Source organism: Microbispora sitophila, assembly GCF_014892245.1.
Lineage (GTDB): Bacteria > Actinomycetota > Actinomycetes > Streptosporangiales > Streptosporangiaceae > Microbispora > Microbispora siamensis.
In genome coordinates this window covers 1-19,465 of sequence record NZ_JADBGC010000044.1, presented here as the reverse complement: position 1 = coordinate 19,465, position 19,465 = coordinate 1, and the positions used below count along the sequence as shown (strand labels likewise).

20 protein-coding genes are annotated in these 19,465 nt (G+C 72.9%); 15 read left to right on the top strand and 5 right to left on the bottom strand.

Translation table 11 applies throughout. The features are described 5' to 3' along the window. Positions 1 to 179: 179 nt before the first annotated feature. The 3 genes from IL992_RS43825 to IL992_RS43815 all read right to left on the bottom strand — a co-directional run bounded on the left by IL992_RS43825 (position 180) and on the right by IL992_RS43815 (position 2,851). Positions 180 to 443, bottom strand: coding sequence for a Rossmann-fold NAD(P)-binding domain-containing protein (locus tag IL992_RS43825; RefSeq protein ID WP_193209187.1), 264 nt, complete (start codon positions 441 to 443; stop codon positions 180 to 182). Positions 444 to 1,003: 560 nt separating this feature from the next. Continuing rightward, the gene (locus tag IL992_RS43820; RefSeq protein ID WP_193209186.1) at positions 1,004 to 1,699 is read right to left on the bottom strand and encodes an HAD hydrolase-like protein; all 696 of its coding nucleotides are present in this window, start codon (positions 1,697 to 1,699) and stop codon (positions 1,004 to 1,006) included. Positions 1,700 to 1,708: 9 nt separating this feature from the next. Continuing rightward, entirely contained in the window at positions 1,709 to 2,851 is a 1,143-nt protein-coding gene (locus IL992_RS43815) for an ROK family protein (RefSeq protein ID WP_220506223.1), read from the bottom strand. A 104-nt stretch (positions 2,852 to 2,955) separates the two neighbouring features. On the opposite strand from IL992_RS43815, the gene IL992_RS43810 reads away from it, so the two are divergent. From IL992_RS43810 to IL992_RS43740, 15 genes are all read left to right on the top strand, one after another. Then, positions 2,956 to 3,684, top strand: a complete 729-nt coding sequence (locus IL992_RS43810) for an amino acid ABC transporter ATP-binding protein (protein WP_193209185.1) — start codon at positions 2,956 to 2,958, stop codon at positions 3,682 to 3,684. A 22-nt stretch (positions 3,685 to 3,706) separates the two neighbouring features. Then, the gene (locus IL992_RS43805) at positions 3,707 to 4,636 is read left to right on the top strand and encodes a glutamate ABC transporter substrate-binding protein (RefSeq protein WP_193209184.1); all 930 of its coding nucleotides are present in this window, start codon (positions 3,707 to 3,709) and stop codon (positions 4,634 to 4,636) included. Next, positions 4,636 to 5,280 (top strand): amino acid ABC transporter permease, encoded by a 645-nt coding sequence (locus IL992_RS43800; protein WP_193209183.1) that lies wholly within the window; start codon positions 4,636 to 4,638, stop codon positions 5,278 to 5,280. The genes IL992_RS43805 and IL992_RS43800 overlap by 1 nt, the downstream gene beginning before the upstream one ends. After that, on the top strand, positions 5,277 to 6,125 hold the full coding sequence (locus IL992_RS43795) for an amino acid ABC transporter permease (protein WP_193209182.1): 849 nt from the start codon (positions 5,277 to 5,279) through the stop codon (positions 6,123 to 6,125). The genes IL992_RS43800 and IL992_RS43795 overlap by 4 nt, the downstream gene beginning before the upstream one ends. Further along, positions 6,112 to 7,062, top strand: coding sequence for an asparaginase (locus IL992_RS43790; protein WP_319019221.1), 951 nt, complete (start codon positions 6,112 to 6,114; stop codon positions 7,060 to 7,062). The genes IL992_RS43795 and IL992_RS43790 overlap by 14 nt, the downstream gene beginning before the upstream one ends. 15 nt (positions 7,063 to 7,077) lie before the next feature. Continuing rightward, entirely contained in the window at positions 7,078 to 7,836 is a 759-nt protein-coding gene (locus IL992_RS43785; RefSeq protein ID WP_226874888.1) for a copper homeostasis protein CutC, read from the top strand. Between the two features lie 145 nt (positions 7,837 to 7,981). Next, positions 7,982 to 8,653: an alpha/beta hydrolase gene (locus IL992_RS43780; RefSeq protein WP_226874887.1), complete on the top strand. Its 672-nt coding sequence runs from the start codon at positions 7,982 to 7,984 to the stop codon at positions 8,651 to 8,653. 40 nt (positions 8,654 to 8,693) lie between these two features. Continuing rightward, positions 8,694 to 9,596: a LysR family transcriptional regulator gene (locus IL992_RS43775; RefSeq protein WP_193209180.1), complete on the top strand. Its 903-nt coding sequence runs from the start codon at positions 8,694 to 8,696 to the stop codon at positions 9,594 to 9,596. 293 nt (positions 9,597 to 9,889) lie between these two features. After that, complete coding sequence (locus IL992_RS43770; RefSeq protein WP_193209179.1) at positions 9,890 to 11,605, top strand: ABC transporter substrate-binding protein; 1,716 nt, start codon at positions 9,890 to 9,892, stop codon at positions 11,603 to 11,605. A 5-nt stretch (positions 11,606 to 11,610) separates the two neighbouring features. Continuing rightward, positions 11,611 to 12,549 carry an ABC transporter permease gene (locus IL992_RS43765; protein ID WP_319019220.1) on the top strand — a complete coding sequence of 313 codons (939 nt, stop codon included), beginning with the start codon at positions 11,611 to 11,613 and terminating at the stop codon, positions 12,547 to 12,549. Continuing rightward, positions 12,546 to 13,403 carry an ABC transporter permease gene (locus IL992_RS43760; RefSeq protein WP_193209178.1) on the top strand — a complete coding sequence of 286 codons (858 nt, stop codon included), beginning with the start codon at positions 12,546 to 12,548 and terminating at the stop codon, positions 13,401 to 13,403. Before IL992_RS43765 ends, IL992_RS43760 begins: the two co-directional genes overlap by 4 nt. Then, positions 13,400 to 15,223, top strand: a complete 1,824-nt coding sequence (locus tag IL992_RS43755) for a dipeptide ABC transporter ATP-binding protein (RefSeq protein ID WP_193209177.1) — start codon at positions 13,400 to 13,402, stop codon at positions 15,221 to 15,223. Before IL992_RS43760 ends, IL992_RS43755 begins: the two co-directional genes overlap by 4 nt. Next, a complete protein-coding gene (locus IL992_RS43750; RefSeq protein ID WP_193209176.1) occupies positions 15,220 to 15,999 on the top strand; it encodes an SDR family NAD(P)-dependent oxidoreductase in 780 nt (259 codons plus the stop codon). The genes IL992_RS43755 and IL992_RS43750 overlap by 4 nt, the downstream gene beginning before the upstream one ends. A gap of 26 nt (positions 16,000 to 16,025) precedes the next feature. Continuing rightward, positions 16,026 to 16,451, top strand: coding sequence for an ester cyclase (locus tag IL992_RS43745; protein ID WP_193209175.1), 426 nt, complete (start codon positions 16,026 to 16,028; stop codon positions 16,449 to 16,451). Positions 16,452 to 16,645: 194 nt separating this feature from the next. Further along, on the top strand, positions 16,646 to 17,080 hold the full coding sequence (locus IL992_RS43740) for a nuclear transport factor 2 family protein (protein ID WP_193209174.1): 435 nt from the start codon (positions 16,646 to 16,648) through the stop codon (positions 17,078 to 17,080). A gap of 271 nt (positions 17,081 to 17,351) precedes the next feature. Here the strand turns inward: IL992_RS43740 and IL992_RS43735 are convergent, their stop codons facing one another. Continuing rightward, complete coding sequence (locus IL992_RS43735; RefSeq protein WP_193209173.1) at positions 17,352 to 17,912, bottom strand: SDR family NAD(P)-dependent oxidoreductase; 561 nt, start codon at positions 17,910 to 17,912, stop codon at positions 17,352 to 17,354. Beyond that, positions 17,909 to 19,465 (bottom strand): thioesterase domain-containing protein (locus IL992_RS43730; protein WP_193209172.1); only part of this gene is annotated, 1,557 nt, incomplete at its 5' end. The genes IL992_RS43730 and IL992_RS43735, both read right to left, overlap by 4 nt.

Here is a 19,465-nt window from a genome sequence, read left to right as displayed (position 1 = left end):
GACCCTTCCCACCGCACTTCGTGTGCGAACACGTCGTGTCCTTCCGCCGCCGGCGAGCAGCCGCAGAGCAGCAGGTGACGTCAGGATCGGCACAGCCGTGCGCTGGAACCAGTCGGAGGCGACTTGGCCGAAATTTCTGGAGGCTCTGATGCGCCTCGCTGCCCCCCACCTCGCTGGTCTCAGGTCCGGCTGGTGACGGACTGGTGGCCGCCTTCCTCGACAGCCGGGACGACCTGGTCTCGTACGGCGCGGGGCCTGGCCGGCAGGAGGGTGGTCAGATCGGTGTCGTGGGCCCGAAGGTATCCGGCGCCGATGTTGGAGAAGATCGAAAGCGTGTGGGTGATCTGATACGGCTCCAGGCCGCTGCCGGCCAGTGCTTCCCGTGCGGCGGACAGGGAGATCGGCTGGTAATAGACCGGGCGGCCCAGCGCGTCGCTCAGCATCTCGGCGATGTCCTCACCGCCGATCGTCTCGACGCCCTCCAGTTCGTAGGTCTTGCCCGCGTGACGGCTACGGCGGCCCGTGGCGAGGTCGCGCTGGATCTCCGTGGCGATACCTCGGCGTACAGGCCGTTGCGCAGGATCGTCACGTCGAACGAGGCCGCGGCGAGGCGCGCCTCGGTCCAGCGGTGCGGCAGCGCGATCGTCAACAGGTCGCCCGACCTCGCCAGGCTGGTGTACACGACGTGCGTGATCGGCGCAGCACCCGATCATCCGCGGCGGACCGCGGCACCGTAAGGAGGCACTTTCGTGTCAGCCACGAACACGGCGGTAATCCCACAGGTCAGCGGCCCTATTCCCGCCGGACCGTGTGGCGATGACGACTGCGGTATCCGTGCGCTGATCGCGTCCCCTGGGCGGGGGTTGGTGGCTCGATCTGCCCGCGCAGGTGCTGGAGAATGTCTTCCGCGTGCAGGGGCTTGTCCGTGTCGCGCCCGAGAACCTGCCGGCCGCGCCGACGCACGAACAGATCGGCCACCTTCCGGCCGACACGACCTGACCTGCTACGGCGTTTCCCCCGCCGGAGGGGTGGTCGCCGTGGTCCGGCAGAGCACCTTGAGAAGGCGCTCGGGCGTGTCCACCACGGCGATGAGGCCGGGGCCGGCGAAGTCGGCCGCCTCGCCGAATCCCCAGGTCACCGCGACGCTCCGCACCTGCCACGCGGCCGCGCCGACGACGTCCTCCATGCGGTCGCCGATCATGACGGTCGCCTCGGGCGGTGCGCCGAGGACGTCGAGGGCGTGCCGGATGACGTCCGCCTTGTGCCGTCGTGACCCGTCGAGCGTCGCCCCGGCCACGTACGCGAAGAAGCCGTCGAGCCCGAAGTGCACCAGGATCTTCTCCGCGTAGACGGCCGGCTTCGACGTCGCCACCGCCAGGGTCCAGCCGCCGGCGACGAGAGCCTCAAGCACGGCGGGGATTCCCGCGATGACCTCGTTCTCGTACATCCCGCCGGTGGTGTAGCGCTCCCGGTAGGCGTGCACCGCGTCGTCGAGACGCTCCGGCGGCACGCCGAGCAGGAGGAAGCCGTCCTGAAGGGGAGGGCCGATCATGGCGCGGAGCCGCCCGTGCTCCACCTCCGGCATCCCGACCGCGGACAGGGCGTGCCGCATCGAGGCGACGATGCCGGTCTCGGGGTCGGTCAGCGTGCCGTCGAGGTCGAAAAGGCAGTATCGGGTCACGTACGGCTGTCCGTTCATCTTCGGTGTTCAGGCGAGCACGGCGTCGAGCAGCAGTGAGCCGGCGCCGAGCAGGGCGGCGTCGGGCCCCGAACGAGTGGTGGAGATCTCCAGGTCGCGGGTGGCGAGCGGCAGGCACCGCTCGTACACCGCCGCGCGGATCGACGCGATCAGCGGCTCGGCCGGCGACAGGCTGCCCCCGACCACGATCGCGTCGGGATTGATGAAGTTCACGAGCACGGTCAGCACCTCGCCGATGAGCCGTCCGGCGTTGCGCACCAGGGCGGTGGCCTCGGGCACCCCGTCCTCGACCAGCGCGACGACGTCGGCCGGCCGCCGCACCTCGATGCCCTGCTCGTTGAGCACGCTCATCAGGGCCGCGCCGCTGGCGTAGGCCTCCAGGCAGTCGTCGTGCCCGCAGGAGCAGGTGACCGACGAGTCGCTCCTGACCCGCACGTGGCTGATGTCCCCGGCCGCGCCCCGCCCCCGGTGGAGCGCGCCGTTCACCATCACACCACAGCCGATGCCGCTGCCGGCCTTGAGCACCATCAGCGTCTCGCACTTCGGCCACGACCTGGCCTCCCCGGCCGCCATGAGGTTGGCGTCGTTCTCCACCAGCACCGGCAGGTCGAAGTGCGCGCCGAGGCGTTCCGCGACAGGAAAGTTGTTCCAGCCGGGCATGCGCGAGGGCGCGACGACCCGGCCGGTCGCCGGGTCCACAGGACCGGGGATGCCCGTGCCGACCCCGCGCAGCGGGACACCGGGCGGGCCGTGCGCGGCCAGCAGGTCCTCGAACGCGGCCGCCATCCAGTCGATGGTCGCCTCGGGGCCGTCCGCGATCTCGCACGGGCGCTCCTCGACCACCAGCGGGGTGCCGCTGAGGTCGAGGAGGCCGAGGCGCGCGTGGTGGGCGCCCAGGTCGGCGACCGCGAGCAGTCCCGCGCTGGGGCTGAGCCGCAGCCGCCGGGGTCGCCGGCCACCGCGGGAGGTGCCCGCGCCCTCCTCCACCAGCAGCCCGCTGCCGATCAGCTCTTCGACGCGCAGCGAGACGCTGGAGGCCGCCAGGCCGGACAGCCGGGCGAGTTCCGCCCGCGACTCGGCGTGGCCGGCGGCGACGAGGCGCAGGAGGTCGCCCTGCGCCCCCCGCACCGGCAACCTCTCTTTGCCTGGCATGGAGGAAGGAATACCACGACTTGACTTTATGCGCCAACGCGTTGACTTCGCCCAGAATCATCCATTACGGTCCGCCATATCTTCGATTTCGAAGGAAGATGGCGATGATTCGGGTACGAGGCCTCAACAAGTGGTTCGGTGAGCACCACGTGCTGCACGACGTCGACCTCGACGTGGCGCGCGGCGAGGTCGTGGTGGTGATCGGCCCCTCGGGGTCCGGCAAGTCGACGCTGTGCCGGTGCCTCAACCGGCTGGAGGCGGCGGATTCGGGCGAGATCCTCGTCGACGGGGTGCCCGTGCCCGCGGAGGGCCGCGCGCTGGCCCGGCTGCGGGCCGACGTCGGGATGGTCTTCCAGAACTTCAACCTCTTCCAGCACAAGACCGTGCTGGAGAACGTGATGCTCGCGCCGATGAAGGTGCGCGGCGTGAGCCGCGCCGAGGCCGAGCGGACCGCCCACGAGCTGCTGGCCCGGGTCGGCATCGCCGAGCAGGCCGGCAAGCAGCCCGCGCGGCTGTCGGGCGGCCAGCAGCAGCGCGCCGCCATCGCCCGCGCGCTCGCCATGCGGCCCAAGGTCATGCTCTTCGACGAGCCCACCTCGGCGCTCGACCCGGAGATGGTGGGCGAGGTCCTCGACGTGATGACGGGCCTGGCCGCCGACGGCATGACCATGGTCGTCGTCACCCACGAGATGGGGTTCGCGCGCCGCGCGGCCGACCGCGTGGTGTTCATGGACGGCGGCCGGATCGTCGAGACGGGGGAGCCGAACGCCTTCTTCGACTCCCCCCGGACCGATCGGGCCAGGGACTTCCTGGCCAAGGTACTCACGCACTGATCGCAAAGGACGGTGGACCCCGATGGTGTCCATTAAGCGGGTGGCCGCTGTCGCCGCTGTGGCGATGGCCGGCCTGACGGCCTGTGCCGGGACGGACTCGGCCGGCTCGGCCGTGCCGGGCGCGGGCGCGAGCGAGGGCGGCGGCGGTGGCGTGCTCGCCAAGGCGCCGGTGGCCGCCGCCGCTGACATCCTGCCCGGCTCGACGATGGAGAAGATCAAGCAGCGCGGCGAACTGATCGTCGGCGGCTCGCTCGACGCGCCGCTGCTGTCCCAGCAGAACCCCGCCACCGGCGAGGTGGAGGGCTTCGACGCCGACCTCGGCAAGGCGCTGGCCAAGTACATCATCGGGCAGCCGAAGGTGAAGATCGTCAACTCGGCGTCCGAGACCCGGGAGGCGCTGCTGAGCAACGGCACCGTCGACGTGGTCTTCCAGACCTACACGATCACCCCCGAGCGGGCCGAGCAGGTCGCCTTCGCCGGGCCGTACTACTCCTCGGGCCTGTCCATCGCCGTCAAGAAGGGCACGACGGGGATCTCCTCGCCGCAGGACCTGAACGGCAAGACCGTCATCGCCGGGGCCAACACCCCCGCCATTCCCGCCATCAAGAAGCTCGCGCCGCAGGCGAAGATCATCACTTTCGGCGGCGACCCCGAGTGCGTCCAGGCGCTCAAGCAGGACCGCGGCGTCGCCTACGTGCAGGACGAGACGCTGCTGGTCGCCGACGCCAAGAAGGACCCCGAACTGCAGGTCGTTACCAAGCCGTTCACCCAGGACCCGTACGGCATCGGCCTCAAGCACGGCGACGACCAGTTCAAGTCGTTCGTCAACGACTGGCTGAAGAAGATCCAGGCGAACGGCGTCTGGCAGGACATCTGGAAGAACTCCCTCGGCACGGTCGTGCAGGGCGAGGCCCCCACGCCGCCCGAGATCGGGTCGGTGCCGGGTTCCTGATGTCGGCGCTGCTTGATCACCTGCCCGAGTTCTGGCAGGGGCTGGTCGTGACCCTCCAGATGACCGCGGCGTCGTTCGTCGGCGCCGCGGCCGTGGGGCTCGTGATCGTGGCGATGCGGGTCGGGCCGGTCCCGGTCCTGCGCACGGTCGCGACCGTCTACGTCGAGACGCTGCAGAACCTCCCGCTGCTCGTGCTGCTCGTGCTCGCGGTCTTCGGCCTGCCCGAGATCGGGCTCAAGGCCGGCCTGACCACCACGGCCATCGTGGTGATCGCGCTGTACGAGGGCGCCTACATCGCCGAGGCCCTCCGCTCGGGCGTCAACGCGATCTCCGCCGGTCAGGGCGAGGCGGCCCGCGCCCTGGGGCTGACGTTCGGCCAGTCGCTGCGCCACGTCGTGCTGCCCCAGGCGCTGCGGACCGTCGTGCAGCCGATCGGCAACATCTTCATCGCGCTCACGATGAACACCTCGCTCGCGGCGGCCGTGGGCGTGGTCGAGCTGACCGCCGCCGCCAACCGGGTGAACCTGCTGGAGGCGCAGCCGATCCCGATCTTCGTGGGGGCGGGCCTGGCGTACGCGGCGATCGCCGCCTGCGCCGGGTTCGTGACCGGGCGGCTCGAACGGCGGCTGGCGGTGGCGCGGTGAGCAACCTGCTGTTCGACGAGCCGGGCCCGCGCGCCCGCCGCCGCATCCGCCTCGCCACCGTCGCGGGCGTGCTGGTGCTGCTCGCCCTGCTGGCCCTGGCCGTGCGCCAGTTCGCCGCCAACGGGCAGCTCGCCGCCGAGCGCTGGCAGCCGTACGCGACCTGGCCGATGTGGCGCTACCTGCTCGGCGGGCTGTGGTCCACCGCGCTGGCCGCCGTCGTGTCCGCAGCGCTCGCGATGGCGGCCGGGATCGCCCTCGCGCTCGGACGGCTGTCGCGGCGCCGGGCGGTCCGCCTGCCGTCCGCCGCGTACGTCGAGGCGGTGCGGACGATCCCGGCGCTGCTGCTGGTCTACCTCGTGCTGTTCGCGCTGCCGAGGTACGGGCTCGACCTGCCGCTGTTCTGGAAGCTCGTGGTGCCGCTGGCCGTGTCCAACGCGGCGGCGTTCGCCGAGATCTTCCGGGCCGGGATCATGTCGGTCGAACGGGGGCAGGGGGAGGCCGCCCTGGCCCTCGGGCTCACCCAGGGGCAGTCGATGCGGCTGGTCGTGCTGCCGCAGGCGGCCCGCCGGGTGCTGCCCTCGATCGTCAGCCAGTCGGTCGGCCTGCTGAAGGACACCTCGCTCGGCTTCGTCGTCAGCTACGCCGAGCTGCTCTACAGCGGCAAGGTCCTGGCCAACTACAACGGCCTGCTCATCCAGACGTACATCGTCGTCGCGCTGGTCTACCTCGTGGTCAACGCGTCGCTGTCCGCGCTCGCCCGTTCCCTCGACCGCTCCGTCGCGGGCAGGGGCGGCCCGCGCAGAAGGATCACCCGTGGCAGGAGGATCATCCGTGTCCCTCGCTGAATACGCCCCGCTCGCGGAGGTCGTGCGGTCCGGTTTCGTGGAGAGCGTCCACTTCGGCAGCGCCGTCGCGCTCTCGGCGGGCGGAGAGGTCGCCGTCGCCCGTGGCCCGGTCGACGCGCCGGTGCTGCCGCGCTCGTCGGCCAAGCCGTTCCAGGCCCTCGCCTGCCTGCTCGCCGGGGCCCACCTGCAGGGCCCCGCGCTCGCGATCGCCGCGGGCAGCCACACCGGGGAGGACTTCCACGTGCGGCTCGTGGCCGAGATGCTCGGCGAGGCCGGGCTCGGCTTCGGCGACCTGCGCTGCCCGCCCGACTGGCCGGAGGACGAGGCCGCCCGGCAGGCCCTGGTCAGGGCGGGCCTCGGGCCGTCACGGGAGCGGATGAACTGCTCGGGCAAGCACGCCGCGATGCTCGCCGCCGCGGTGGTCGCGGGCGCGCCGACGGCCACCTACCTCGACCCCGGCCACGTCGTGCAGGAGCGGGTCAGGTCGGTGGTGGAGGAGCTGTCGGGCGAGAAGGCCGTCCACGTCGCCGTCGACGGCTGCGGCGCCCCGCTGTTCGGGATCTCGCTGACGGGCCTGGCCCGCGCCGTACGCGCCATGGTCGTGTCCGCGCCCGGGACGCCGCCGCGCGCGGTCGCCGACGCGATGCGGGCGCACCCGGAGTACGTCGGCGGGACCGGCCATGTGAACACCCGCCTGATGCGGGCGCTGCCCGGCGCCCTGGTGAAGGGCGGCGCCGAGGGAGTGCTGGTCGTGGCGCTCGCCTCCGGGCACGCGGCGGCCGTCAAGGCGATCGACGGCGGCCCACGGGCGACGACCGCGATCGCGCTCGCCGCGCTGCGGGCCGCGGGCGCGGACGTCTCGGCGGCGGCCGAGTTCACGACCGTTCCGGTGCTGGGCGGGGGCGTCCCGGTCGGCGAGATCAGCGCTGTTTTCTGAGGGGCCCACGTTCCGATGGGGGAGACGATGAACCTGACGTACGAGATCTGCATCGACAGCACGGCCGGGGCGCTGGCCGCCGAGCGGGCGGGCGCGCACCGCGTGGAGCTGTGCGCCGCGCTGTTCGAGGGCGGCCTGACGCCCACCCTGGGCACGGTCGAGGCCACGCTGGCGGCGGTTTCGTCGATCCGGGTCCACGTGATCATCCGGCCGCGCGGCGGCGACTTCGTCTACGACGAGCACGAGGTCGCGGCGATGGTCCGCGACGTGGCGGCGGTGCGCGACGCCGGGGCGCAGGGCGTCGTGATCGGCGCGCTCACCCCGGCCGGGGAGGTGGACACCGAGGTGGCCAAGCGACTGATCGACGCGGCCGCCGGGCTCTCGGTCACCTTCCACCGGGCCTTCGACATGACGGCCGACCCGTTCGCCGCGCTGGAGACGCTGGCCGGCCTGGGGATCGACCGGGTGCTCACCTCCGGCCAGGACAGCTCGGCCCTGGAGGGCGCGCCGTTGATCGCCGAACTGGTGCGGCGGGCCGGCGACCGCCTGGTCGTCATGCCCGGGGGCGGCATCACCCAGCGCAACGTGGGCCGGGTGGTCGAGGCCACCGGGGCAAGGGAGATCCACTTCGCCGCCCTCGTGGACGAGCCCAGCCCGGCCGTCCACCGCAACCCGTATCCCTTCATGGGCGGTGAGCTGCGCCAGCCCGAGTACGTCCGCAGGGTCACCTCGCCCGCCCTGGTCGCGGAGGTGATCTCCGCCGCCCGCGGCTGAAGGCCGCCTGCTCCCTGGGCCGCCGGTTCCCCTGACCGCCGGGAATGAGGTGACCGGCGGCCAGGAGGGGTAGACCCCTCGGCGGGGGGTGAGGCCGATGGCCACGCCGGAGCGGAGCCGGCCCCATCCGGGGCCCGAGGAGGGCGTGCGACACGGCCGCCTGTCCGCCCGTCCCGTCGCGGTGAGGCCCCAGCACGCCGCGCCTCTCGTGCCAGGGCTGCACCGCCTGGGCGGGCGCGCCCTGTTGCATGTGCCGCCCGCCCCGGGACCCGGGCCGTCCCCGCTCGCCGTCGTGCTGCACGGCGCGGGCGGTTCGGCGGAGCAGGCACTGGAGTGGCTGCTGCCCCAGGCCGAGGAACTCGGTGTGCTGCTGCTCGCGCCGCAGGCGGTCTCCGCCACCTGGGACGTGATCGTCGGCGGATACGGCGCGGACGTGTCCAGGATCGACGCCGCGCTGGAGGAGGTGTTCTCCCGCACGGCCGTCGAACTCGACGGGGTGGCCGTGGCCGGTTTCTCCGACGGCGCCTCCTACGCCCTGTCGCTGGGCCTGGCCAACGGCGACCTGTTCCACGCCGTGCTCGCGTTCTCCCCGGGGTTCATGGCGCCGATGATCCGGCACGGCCGTCCCCGGATCTTCGTCTCGCACGGCGTCTCCGACCGGGTGCTGCCGATCGACCGGTGCAGCAGGCGGCTCGTCCCCGACCTGCGGGAGAGCGGTTACGAGGTGACGTACGAGGAGTTCCGCGGCGGGCACCAGGTGCCGCCGGAGACGGCCACCGCCGCTGTCCGCTGGTGGATCGAAAGCTCACAGCCCTAATTCTATGTAGGTAATGTGGGTTTTAGGTTATGATGCGGCCATGGGAGCATTGCTCGATCTCGTGCAACTGCGAACTTTCGTGGCCATCGCCGAGTGCGGCGGCTTCGGGCGGGCCGCGTCCGCCCTGCGGACCAGTCAGCCGACGGTGAGCCAGCACGTCCGGTCGCTGGAACGCGTCATCGGGCAGCCTCTGGTCGAGCGGACCGGCCGGTCGACCCGCTTCACGCTCGCGGGCGAGGCGCTGCTGGTGGAGGCGCGGCGGCTGCTCGCCGTGCACGACGAGGCGATGGGCCGCCTCGGCGCCGAGCGTCCGGCGGCCCTGAGCGTGGGCGCGGTCGAGCACGCGGGATACGCGGCGCTGCCCGACCTCCTGGGCGCCCTGATGTCTGCGCTCCCGGCGCAGGACGTCGTGTTCCGGCTGGACCGCAGCACCACGCTGGCGGAGGCCACCATGCGCGGCACGCTCGACATGGCGCTGATCCTCGGTGTGGTGCCGAACGTCGGGGGCAGGCAGGTCGCCACGCTGCCGCTGCGCTGGCTCGGCGCCCCGGGCTGGTTCCTCCCGCCGCCGGACCGGCCGGTGCCGCTGGTCGCCTTCCAGGAGCCGTGCTCCCTGCGAGGGCAGGCCGTACGCGTGCTGGAACGTCTCGGCTGGTCCGTACGCATCACGACGGAGGCCACCAATCTCGAAGGCGTGCTGGCGGCGGCCCGCGCGCGCCTCGGCCTCGCCCTGCTGCCCACCGCCTACGGTGTTCCGGACGGCCTGGAGGAGATCGCGCCGCTTCCCCGGCAGGAGGCCGTCGGGCTGCGCCTGGTGAGCCGGCAGGGGCTGGACCCGGCGATCGAGGCGCGGGCGGGCGAGGCGCTCAACGCGTTCTTCTCATCCGTGGCGCGTTTCTCCGGATCGCGTTCCGAACAGGTTCCCATTGGAAATTCGAATTGATATCGATCGGCGAAAACGATCGGCCGCGATAATGGCGCTTTCATATTGACCGGCCCGCTCGGATATGGTGTGATCTAGCCGCCGTTCGAAAATTCGAATTTTGCTGACGGTTATTTTCCGGGTTTCCGGGGTTCGGCTCGGCCAATGCGGAGGGCCAGTGTGGAGGCCGGTGCAGAGGCCGGTGCGGCGGGATGGTGCGGTCCCGCCGCACAGCCCTGTCTCCGACGCTTCCACACGCCCGTGTCCCGTGGTGTCCCCTTGTGCCCCATTGCGCGACAGAGAAGGTTCCACCGATGTCACTGAGCGACGACACCGCCACCCGCGTCGACGACGGGCCGGTCAGGAAGAGGCGCAGCCTGCGCTCCGGACGCCCGGCCGTCCTGGGGGCGGTCCTGGCGGTGATCGCCGTCGCCGCCGTGGTCCTGGTCGTCTCGGCCGGCGGCGGGGACGAGCGGCCGGCCGGCCGGGCCGCGGGCGGAGGCCCGGTGGCCGGCGGCACCCTCACCTACGCCCTGGCCGGCACGCAGGTGTCGCTCGACCCGGCCGTCGCGGCCACCGCGGTGACCGGCCTGATCGACCGCAACATCTTCGACTCCCTGGTCGTGCAGACCGGCCCGGACACCTTCGGGCCCTGGCTCGCCACCAAGTGGACCGTGTCCGGCGACGGGAAGACCTATACGTTCACGCTCAGGGAGGGCGTCACCTTCCACGACGGCACTCCGTTCACCGCCGAGGCCGTGAAGGCGAGCCTCGACCACGTCGTGGACCCGGCGACCAAGTCCGCCTACGCCGCCTCGCTGATCGCGCCTTACGAGAAGTCGCGGGTGGTGAGCGACCACGTCGTCGAGGTGACGCTGAAGCGGCCGTTCACCCCGTTCCTGCAGGCGCTGTCGGTGCCGTACCTGGGCATCCAGAGTCCGGCGGCGCTCGCGAAGCCCGTCGGGGACTACCGGCCGGTCGGCACCGGACCGTTCTCTTACGTCTCCTGGGAGAAGGACAAGCGCGTCACGCTGCGCAAGAACGCCGGTTATGCCTCGCCGCCCGCCGGCGCGTCCCACCAGGGCGCGGCCTACCTCGACACCCTGGTGTTCGAGTTCGTCCCCGAGGACGCCACCCGGTGGGGCGCCCTCACCAGCGGGCAGGTGCAGGCGATCGCCGGCGTCCCCCCGGTGAACGCGGGAAAGCTGCGGTCCCTCACTGGTTTCACGCTGAATTCCCAGGAGACGCCGGGCCTGAATTACAACCTCTATCTGAACCAGACCCGCGGGCCGCTGCGGGACGTGCGGGTGCGGCGCGCCCTGTCGGCCGCCGTTAACGTCGAGGAACTCGTGCGCAACATTTATTTCGGCCATTTCCCGGTCGCGCGCAATCCGCTCAGCCGCACCACGGCGGCCTACGACCCGACGGCCGACAGCGAACTGGCGTCGTACGACCCGGACGAGGCGAGGCGGCTGCTCGACGAGGCGGGCTGGACGAAGACGGACGCCGACGGCTACCGCGTCAAGGACGGCAAGACCCTCACCCTCGTCTGGCCCTACTGGGCGGAGGGCAACAAGGAGCAGCGCGACGTTCTCGCCGAGGGCATCCAGGCGCAGGCCAAGCTCGTCGGCATCAAGATCGAACGGCCGGCCGTGGACACGGGGGCCTTCGTCGGCAAGTACCTCATCGGGGGCGGCTACGACCTGGTGGACGTGAGCTTCGCCCGGCCCACGCCCGACGTGCTGCGCTTCGCGTTCGCCTCGGGCAACACCTACGCCAAGGCCGGCGGCAATGTCGCGCTGGTGGACTCGCCGCAGATAGACACCTGGGTGGAGGAGGCCGCGGAGACCTCCGACCCGGCCACGGCGGACAAGGATTACGCCGCCGTGCAGCACGAGGTGCTCCGGCAGGCGTACGTGCTGCCGCTCTACACTCCCGTGCAGCTCACCGCCTTCTCGGCGAAGGTGCGCGGCGTCACCTTCGACGCCCAGACCTACCCGGTCTTCCACGGCGCCTGGCTGGGGGCCTGATCCCGGTGGCTCCGCTGGCCCTCCGGCTGTCCCGCAGGCTGGCGCTGACCCTGTTCGTGCTGTGGGGCGCCGCGACGCTGGCCTTCGCCGGCATGCGGCTGGTGCCGGGCGACCCCGCCCGGATCATCGCGGGCGGGGTCCAGGCCAACGCCACTCCCGAGGTGCTCGACGCCATCCGCGACCAGTACGGCCTGCGCGAGCCGGTCGGTGTGCAGTACGTCCTGTTCCTCGGCCGGCTCCTGCGTGCCGACCTCGGCGGCTCCTACCAGCTCGGCCGGCCGGTGAGCAGCGTGATCGGCGAGCAGCTCGGCCCCACCCTGTCGCTCGCGGCGGGGGCGGCCCTCCTCGGCTTCTGCCTGGCGGTCGCGCTGGCCCTGCTCACGGCGGGCAGGCCGCGCGCGCGGGCGATCTCCCGGATCCTGGAGTTCTGCTCGATCTCGACGCCGAACTTCTGGATCGGCATCCTGCTGCTGGCCGCCTTCTCCTTCCGCCTGCGCTGGTTCCCCGTGCTCGGCGACGAGGGAGCGGCCGCGCTGGTGCTTCCGTGCGCGGCGCTCGCGCTGCCCATCGCCGGCGTGCTGGCCCAGGTCACCAGGGAGGGGCTCGAACGCGCCCTCGACCAGCCGTTCGCCCTGACCGCCAGGTCGAGGGGCGCCACCGAGAACCGCATCCGGGCGCGCCACGCGCTGCGGCACGCCGCGCTGCCGGTGCTCACGCTCTCCGGCTGGGTGCTCGGTGAGCTTCTCGCCGGTACCGTCGTCGTGGAGACCGTCTTCGCCCGCCAGGGCCTCGGCCACGTCGTGGTGGCGGCGGTGCGCGGCCGGGACTTCCCGGTCGTGACCGGCGTGGTCGTGCTCTCCGCGCTCACGTTCTCGCTGATCAACATCGGGCTCGACCTGCTCTACGGGCTGGTCGATCCCCGCGTCGGGGAGGCCGCCGCATGACCGCCCCGGGCTCGTACGGCGTGGCGGCGCTCCCGCGCGTGCGGGTGGGGGCCGCGCAGGCCGGCGTGGCGCTGGCCGCCGCGTTCTTCGCGCTCGTCTGCCTCGCCGCCCTCGCCCCCGGGCTCTTCGCTCACGGCCCGGACCAGGTGAACCCGGCCCTCGCACTGCGTGGCCCGATGGCGGGCCACCCGCTCGGCACCGACCAGCTCGGCCGCGACGTGCTGGCCCGGCTGGTCTTCGGCGCCCGGCCGTCGCTGCTGGTCGGCGTCGGCTCCACCCTGCTGGCCGGGCTCGCCGGCTCCGCCTGGGGCCTGCTGGCGGCGCTGGGCGGCCGCCTCGTGGGCGAGGCGGCCATGCGGCTGGCCGACGTGCTGCTGTCGTTCCCGGCCATCCTGATGGCCCTGCTCGTCGTGGCCGTCCTCGGGCCGGGCACACGCAACGCCGTCCTGGCCATCACCGTGGCGCTCGCGCCGGGCTTCGCCCGCGTCGTCCGCGCGCAGGCGCTCGTGGTCCGCGGCTCGGCGTACGTGCGGGCGGCGGTCAACCTGGGGCTGACGCCGGCGAGGATCCTGCTGCGGCACATCGCGCCCAACGTCGTCGCGCCGCTGCTGATCCTGGCCACGATCAACGTGGGGACCGCGCTGATCGCCGGGGCCTCGCTGAGCTTCCTCGGGCTCGGTCCGCAGCCGCCCGCCCCCGAGTGGGGGGCGATGCTCGCACAGGCGCGCGACTACCTCGACGCGAGCTGGACCCTGGCCCTGTTCCCGGGGGCCGCCATCACGCTGACCGTCATGTCCGCCACCGTCGTGGGGCGGACCCTGCAGGCCCGCTACGAAGGGCGGGAGGCCGGATGACCGAGCCACCCCTGCTGGAGGTCGCCGGGCTGTCGGTGGACTTCACCACCCGGCGCGGCGTGGTGCGGGCCGTACGCGACGTCGACCTGTCCCTGCGCCCGGGGGAGTGCCTCGCGGTCGTGGGCGAGTCGGGCTCGGGCAAGAGCGTCACCGCCCGGACCCTGCTTGGTCTCGCCGGGGCGGGCGCGCGGGTGCGGGCGCGGACGCTGTCCTTCGAGGGGCGCGACCTGCGCCGGCTGAGCGGCCGCGAGTGGCGGCGGCTGCGCGGGCGTCGCATCGGCTACGTCCTGCAGGACGCGCTGACCTCGCTCGACCCGCTCCGCCGGGTCGGGCACGAGGTGGCGGAGGCGCTGGAGGTGCACGGCCTGGCGAGCCGCGACGACCTCGACGACCAGGTGATCGGGCTGCTCGCGGAGGCGGGCGTGCCCGACCCCGACGTGCGGTTCCTGCAGTATCCGCACGAGCTGTCCGGTGGCCTGCGGCAGCGGGCGCTGATCGCCTCCGCGATTGCCGCCCGGCCATCGCTGCTGGTCGCGGACGAGCCCACCACGGCCCTCGACGTCACCGTGCAGGCGCAGGTGCTCGACCTGCTCAGGGCACGCGCGCGGGCGGGTACGGCGGTGCTGCTCATCAGCCACGACCTGGCGGTCGTGGCCCGGCTCGCCGACCACGTCGCCGTCCTCTACGCGGGACTCGTCGTGGAGCGGGGACCGGCGGACGCGCTGCTGCGGGCCCCCGCCCACCCCTACACCGCCGACCTGCTGGCCACCGTGCCCGCCGTGGACGGCCCGACGCGGGAGCTGCCCCTCGTCCGCACCGGCCCTCCCGCCGCCGGCGGCTGCCCGTACGCGCCGCGCTGCGCGCTGGCCGACGACCGCTGCCGTGCGGAGCCGCCGCCGCCCGTGCCGTACGGGCCGGGCCGGGAGGTCCGCTGCTTCCACGCGGGCCGGGAACGGCCCGCCCCGGCTGCCGATGCGGCGGCGGCGCCGCCCCGGGTGAAGGACCATGTGGTCGTCTCGGTGCGGGGGATAACCAAGCGGTACCGCTCCCCGGGCGGCTCGTGGCGTACGGCGGTGGACGACGTCTCGTTCGACCTGCGTACGGGCGAGGCGCTGGGCCTGGTCGGCGAGTCGGGGTCGGGCAAGAGCACCACCGCACGGATCGTGCTGGCCGAGATCGCCCCCGACGCCGGGACCGTGCTGCTCGACGGCGAGGCGTGGAGCGCGCTGCGGGAGCGCGCCCGGCGCGCCCGCCGTTCTCGCATCCAGCTCGTCGACCAGGACCCGCTCAGCTCGTTCGACCCGCGGTTCACGGTCGAGCGGATCGTCGGCGAAGCGGTGCCGGGAAGGATGCCGCGCCGCCTGCGGCGCGAAAGGGTCGCCGGGCTGCTCGCCGAGGTCGGGCTGGACGACGCCCTGCTGGACCGGCGCCCCGTGCAGTTGAGCGGCGGCCAGCGTCAGCGGGTGGCGATCGCGCGGGCGCTCGCCCCGGGGCCCGAGGTGATCGTCTGCGACGAACCGGTCTCCGCGCTCGACGTCACCGTCCAGGCGCAGATCCTGGCCCTGCTCGCCCGGCTGCGGCGCGAGGCCGGGGTGGCGCTGCTGTTCATCTCGCACGACCTGGGCGTCGTCCGCCAGGTCTGCGACCGGGTGGCGGTGATGAAGGACGGGGCCCTGGTCGAGACCGGCGACGTCGCGGACGTCTTCCGCGCCCCGCGTGCCGCCTACACCGCCGAACTGCTCGCCGCCGTCCCGAGGATCGACGTGGGGCGGACGGCGGGACGAGCCGCACCCGCTATGAATCTGGAGGGCCTACCATGACCTCACCCACCACCGGCCCGCGCGCCGTCCTCGTGACCGGCGCGGGCTCGGGCATCGGCCGGGCGACCGCCGAGCTGTACGCCGAGCGCGGCGTCGCCGTGCTCGCCGTGGACCACGACGAGCACGCGCTCAAGGAGCTCGCCACGCTCGACCGCGTGGTGACGCTGGCCGGCGACGTGTCCCTGGAGGAGATCAACGTGGCCGCGGTCGCGCTGGCGGAGCGGGAGTTCGGCCGGCTCGACGCGGTCGTGCTCAACGCCGGTATCGGCGGCACCCGGCCCTGGGAGTCGCCCGGCGCGGTGGAGGCCGCCGACCGCATCCTCGCCGTCAACCTCCGGGGGCCGATCCTGGGCATCTGGGCCGCCGCCCCCGCGCTGCGGGCGGCGGGAGGCGGCGCGATCGTCGTCACCGCCTCCGTCGCCGGACTGCGCGCCGACCCGGGCAACTGGGCCTACAACGCCTCGAAGGGCGCGGTGATCAATCTCGTCCGTGCCGCGGCCATCGACCACGCGCCCGACGGCATCCGGGTCAACGCCCTCGCCCCCGGGCTCACCTGGACGCGGATCAACGCCGGCGTCCGCCAGGACCCGGTGCTCACCGCCGAGATCGAGCGCCGCGTGCCGCTTCAGCGGTTCGCCGAGCCGCGCGAGCAGGCCGAGGCCGTCTGGTTCCTCACCTCGCCCGCCGCCTCGTACGTCACCGGGACCACGCTGGTCGTCGACGGCGGCCTCGACGCGAGCCTCGGAATCCTCCCGCTGCCGGCCGTACGCCGGTGACCCTCGCACAGAGAAGGAGACCGTTAATGAGCACGACGGAGACGAGCACCACGGAGATCAACCGCGCGGTGGCCAGACGCTTCTACGAGGAGGTCGTCTCGCAGGGCCGGCTCGACGTCCTTGACGAGATCGTCGCCGACGACGCGTCCGACGCGGCCGGGCCCGCCGGGGGCAACCTGGGGCGTGCCGGGTTCGTGCAGCACATCACCTGGCTGCGCTCGGCGGTCGGGGGCGTGACCGCGACCGTGACGGACACCGTCGCCGAGGGCGACCGGGTCGTCGTCTACTGGACCATCGAGGGGGTCCAGCGCGGCGAGGTGTTCGGCGCTCCGCCGAGCGGCCGCCGCTTCACCGGCCAGAGCATCAGCACGATCCGGTTCCGCGACGGGCGGATCGTCGAGTACGAGGTGCTCCCGGACCGGCTGGGCATCGTGCAGCAGCTCACCGCCTGACGCGTGACGCGGGGAGAGGGGGTGCGGCGCCTCCCTTCTCCCCGCGGGCGGGGAAACGTGTCCAATCCGGACACCACTGTCTCTTGTCCGCGTCGGACCGCGGGCCGATCAGTGATGAGGAGTGCCCATCGGCGGCCACCGGAGGTGTGCTCGGTACTCCGTATCAAATCGTGCACCAAACGGAGGGTGGCTTCATGCTTCAGGAACTCGCAGACCGTGCCGCGATCGTGGATGCCGTCATCGCGTACGCGACAGCCGTGGACACCAGGGACTGGGAGAGGCTGGGTGCGCTCTTCACCGACGACGCTTGCTGGGAGTACAGCGGCTCGGGAGAGCGGCTCTTGGGCCCTGACGCGATCGTTGCCAGGATCAGCACCAGCGTGGAGCGATTCGACGCCACCCATCACCTGAACGGCAACCATGTCGTCGCAGTGCACGGTGACGCGGCCGAGCACACGTGCTACTACCAAGCCCAACATGTCCGCCTTGGCCTGCCCGACGGCGATAAGTTCCTGGGCGGGGGTCGCTACGACGACCGGCTGCGCCGTACCCCGGACGGCTGGCGATTCACGCACCGCAGGATCATCAGCGTCTGGAGCGTGGGAAACCCCGCCGTGATCGCGTCCTGACGACAGGCCAGGATCGCCCGACCAGTCCCGCCATATGAGGGGAGGCCCGGGCGGCGGCGGGCCGAAGGGAGGGCGTGAAAGGGGCGAGGCCCGATACGGATTGCGCCGTACCGCAACGTCGCCCGCGCGGACACGATGCTGACGCGCCTGCCACGGCAGGGGCAGATGCGATCGTCACCCGGATCAGGCCGGGGCGACTCCGGATAGGTGACACCGAACGTGCAACGCGAGGTTGCCACACCCAACGACTTCATCAGCCTCAACCACCACTTTAGGCCTGGCCGGTCCGGTGGGGCGGCGGTAGCAGGCCGGTGCTCGCGGTCAGCCCGCCGTCCACCGGCAGGGTCACCCCGGTGATGTAGGACGCGGCCGGCGAGGCGAGGAACCAGACGGCCCAGACGCCCGGGTCGCCGGCCAGCCCCGACACCGACGCGGTCAGCACGATCGTGCCGCCGCCACGGGAGCGCAGCACCGGTGCGGCGGCACGGATGCCGAGCACCGGGCCGCGCAGGTTGACCGCGACCATGCGGTCGAACCGCTCCATCGCGCCGGGAGCCTCCAGGGGAGGCGTGCCGCCGATGCCCGCGTTGAGCACCACTGTGTCGAGGCTCCCGAAGCGGTCGAGCGCGAGGCGGACGGCCGCCTCGTTGACGGCCTCCTCCGCCACGTCCCCGGCCAGCGGCACGATCCCGGGGTCCCGCGCGAGGTCGGCGAGCGGCGGCTCGGCGAGGTCGACCGCGACCACGCCGTAGCCGCGCTCGGCGAACAGCTCCGCGACCGCCCGCCCGATGCCCGCCGCCGCGCCGGTGACCACGGCCGCAGGCCGAGTCACGCCGCGGGCTCCTCGGTCTCCTCGGGCTCCTCGATCCGGAGCGTGCCGATCCAGGCGCGGATCGCCTCCGCGGTCGTGCCGGCGTGCTCCTCCAGGGTGGTGAAATGGTCGCCGGGGATGTCCACGGCATCGTGCGGCACCGGCCAGTACGCCTGCCAGCGCGCCGGGTCGTCCGGCTCGACCGTGGTGCCGCGCAGCGGCTCGACGGCACGCAGCAGCAGGATCGGGGTGTCCACGGGTTTCGGCTGCCAGCCGATGAACAACCGGTTGTAGACGCCCATCGTCGTCAGCCTCGTGTCGTGGAGCGTCATGTCGAACCGGTCGATGCGTTCGAGCATCCCGCCGATCATCGCGCCCTGCCACCAGTCCATACCGTCCTGGGCGGAGGCGTCGATCGGGTAGCTGTCGATCAGCGCCAGCCCGGCCGGCCGGAGGCCCTGCTCCTCCAGGGCCACCGTGACGGCGTGCGCCACGCAGCCACCCATGGAGCGGCCCACGACGACGAACGGCTCGTCGCCCACGCATTCGCGCAGGCCCTCCACGTTCATCTGGATCAGCGTCTCCAGCGAGTCGGGCAGCGCGTCGTCCTCCCCGTCGGTGAATCCCGGCGACGGCACCACGTACACGTTCCGGTCGTCGCGGAACGCCTGGCCGAACCGGGAGTACTCGTGCGGCCCGGAGATGGCGCTGAGCGCGGGGAAGCAGACCACGGAGACCCGGCCAGGTCCCGTCGCCAGCCTCACCGGCGGCAGCGCGTAACGGTCCCGGTCCTGCGCACCGAAGTAGCTCCGCGCGTGCGACGCCGCCACCAGCAGCTGCGCCGCCTCGTCGTGCTTGCCCGTCTCGTGCATCCGCCGGTGCAGGGCGGCCAGACCACCGCCGGACCCCGCGTCCGTACGGCGGGCCGGTCCGGCCGGGCCGCTCGCCGAGCCGGGCAGCTCCCGGTCGAGGTACGCCGCGATGGCGTGGGGGGTGGGGTGGTCGAAGGTGAGGGTGGCGGGGAGGCGGAGGGTGGTTGTGGTGGTGAGGCGGTTGCGGAGTTCGACGGCGGTGAGGGAGTCGAGGCCGAGTTCGATGAGGGGTCGGTCGGCGGGGATGGTGGTGGCGTTGGGGTGGGTGAGGACGGTGGCGACTTCGGTGCGGACCAGGTCGAGCAGGGCCTCGGTCCGCTGGTCCGGAGTGAGCCCGGCGAGCCGGGCGGCGAGGGTCGGTCCTCCGGCCGCCGCGCCGCGCACGGCAGGGCGGGCCTGCCGTACGAGCCCGCGCAGCAGCGGCGGCGGGGCCTCGGCCGTGGCCGTGAGGGCGGCCGGGACGATCAGGGGCAGGCCCGGGTCGCGGAAGGCGACGGCGTCGAACAGGGCGAGTGCGTGCGCGGCGCTGAGCGGGCTGAGCCCGGTCCGCTTGATCCGCGCGTGATCCACCGAGGTCAGGTTGGTGGTGAGGGTGCTGGTGTGGGCCCATAGTCCCCAGGCGAGGCTGGTGGCGGGGAGGCCTTGGGTGTGGCGGTGGTGGGCGAGGGCGTCGTGGAAGGTGTTGGCGGCGGCGTAGTTGGC